Raw genomic sequence first — 1662 nt, forward strand, 5'->3', positions numbered from 1 at the left:
GATGATATTGCAATTAACAACCGGTGTCGTCAATGTCTCCACGTTCCTTTCTCTTAAGAGCGAGAGCCATATTGTGCAATGCTTTCAGGTCTTCAGGTTCCATGTCTTTCTGCACATCAAATAAAGCCCGTAACTCTTTGTTTTCAAATATTTCTTGCGCTACTTGTGCAGTCTCTTCATTTAGATAGTATTTCTCACCGCCTTCTTTGTCTTTTCCAGTTCTAAGGTATTCCACAGAAACGCCGAAAAGCTTTGCAATTTTTTGTAGCTTTGGATCTTTTGGTTCACTTCTTCCATTTTTCCAATCCGAAAAGGTAGATTTAGTAATTCCGGTTTCTCTTGCTACATCAGCATCCTTTAGTCCTTGTTGGTCTCTCAACTTGCAATATACTTCATACATAATATACCTCACAAAAAAATTTTGAAATCAGTACAAAAGCTATTGACAAGTTCTGAAATCCGCACTATAATAAAGCTACAAAGTTCGGAAATCAAAACAAATTGTAACTGTCAATATATCTGGTAAATATATTGTATCTGATTTCCGAACTAAAATCAATAGAAAAGTTCGGAAATGAGGTGATTATTTAATGTACGAAAAATATGTAGAAATCAGAGATTCAAGAAAACTGACGGACTATCGCGTGTCAGAAGATACAGGAATCACGAAATCTACATTTTCCGATTGGAAGTCGGGTAGAAGCAAACCGAAGATGGAGAAGTTAAAAATTCTTGCCGACTACTTCGGCGTCAGTATTGAATACTTCTTGGATTAATTGTAACAAAGAGGGTGTCCGATAAAATGGACGTTGGACGGAAAGGAGGAGGTGATACGAGATGTGGACAGCGGTATTCATTGTTACAACGGTGATATGTGCTGCAGGATGGATGAAAAGATACATTTCATGCATGGCAATGATTTATTACATGACAATAAGAGGGTACAAACTTCCAAACGACAACGAAATAAAAGAATGTACCCACGAAGCGACGAAACATCTTTTTAAGTAAGACCAAGCTGCGACTTGATGATTGCCATAATGACTCCAGAGGCAATCTGCGAGATTGCTGATACGGAATTTGAACCTACTTTTTTACTAACTTCTTTTACGTTATTCCAAACGTTATCCGAACGAATATCAGAAAGAAATTGATGACCAGAATAGGTAATATCAAGAAACGCAACAAGGTAGTCGCCCTCTGCATCAGAAGTAGTAATTGCATGTATAAAACCAGCTTCTTTCAATTTGAGAGCAGCGTATTCTACCACATCAGAAGAATAGCAATTTGGAAGTAAAGGGAGTATGTCATCAAAATCTAATTGATGATTAAGTGGTTGTTTTTCCATAGCAATCAGAATATCGCGCATACAGTCTGGATTTAGTTTCATTTTAATTTCTCCTTTCGTCATTTGTTAGGAAGATTATACCAGATTTTAAAAGCGAAAGAAAGAAGGGGAAAACATGGTATATCAATGGGAATTAGAAAAAGTCAAAGACTGGTCAGTGAGTCAGCTGAAAAATCGTATCCATAGAGAGGTAGATTGTGGACAGCCTGCGCCGGGGAACGTGTCAGTCACGGCAATGAGAATGGAGCTACTTCGCAGAGGAGAGGAACCAGTCGGGTATCACAATACATAGGGAGGTGAAGATATGCCAAGAA

The 1662-nt window shown here is 38.1% G+C and carries 4 protein-coding genes; 2 read left to right on the plus strand and 2 right to left on the minus strand.

The window, feature by feature from the left end; all coding sequences use genetic code 11:
* Positions 1 to 13: 13 nt before the first annotated feature.
* Complete coding sequence (locus WKT01_RS13675; RefSeq protein WP_270395703.1) at positions 14 to 400, minus strand: helix-turn-helix domain-containing protein; 387 nt, start codon at positions 398 to 400, stop codon at positions 14 to 16.
* A 190-nt stretch (positions 401 to 590) separates the two neighbouring features.
* On the opposite strand from WKT01_RS13675, the gene WKT01_RS13680 reads away from it, so the two are divergent.
* A complete protein-coding gene (locus WKT01_RS13680) occupies positions 591 to 776 on the plus strand; it encodes a helix-turn-helix domain-containing protein (RefSeq protein ID WP_270395702.1) in 186 nt (61 codons plus the stop codon).
* Positions 777 to 1003: 227 nt separating this feature from the next.
* Here WKT01_RS13680 and WKT01_RS13685 read toward each other — a convergent pair whose 3' ends face one another.
* On the minus strand, positions 1004 to 1390 hold the full coding sequence (locus WKT01_RS13685) for a DUF2513 domain-containing protein (protein WP_270395700.1): 387 nt from the start codon (positions 1388 to 1390) through the stop codon (positions 1004 to 1006).
* Between the two features lie 73 nt (positions 1391 to 1463).
* On the opposite strand from WKT01_RS13685, the gene WKT01_RS13690 reads away from it, so the two are divergent.
* The gene (locus WKT01_RS13690; protein ID WP_270395699.1) at positions 1464 to 1640 is read left to right on the plus strand and encodes a hypothetical protein; all 177 of its coding nucleotides are present in this window, start codon (positions 1464 to 1466) and stop codon (positions 1638 to 1640) included.
* The last annotated feature ends 22 nt before the right edge of the window (positions 1641 to 1662 follow it).

This window comes from Mediterraneibacter sp. ICN-202921, from assembly GCF_037890075.1.
GTDB lineage: Bacteria > Bacillota > Clostridia > Lachnospirales > Lachnospiraceae > Mediterraneibacter > Mediterraneibacter massiliensis.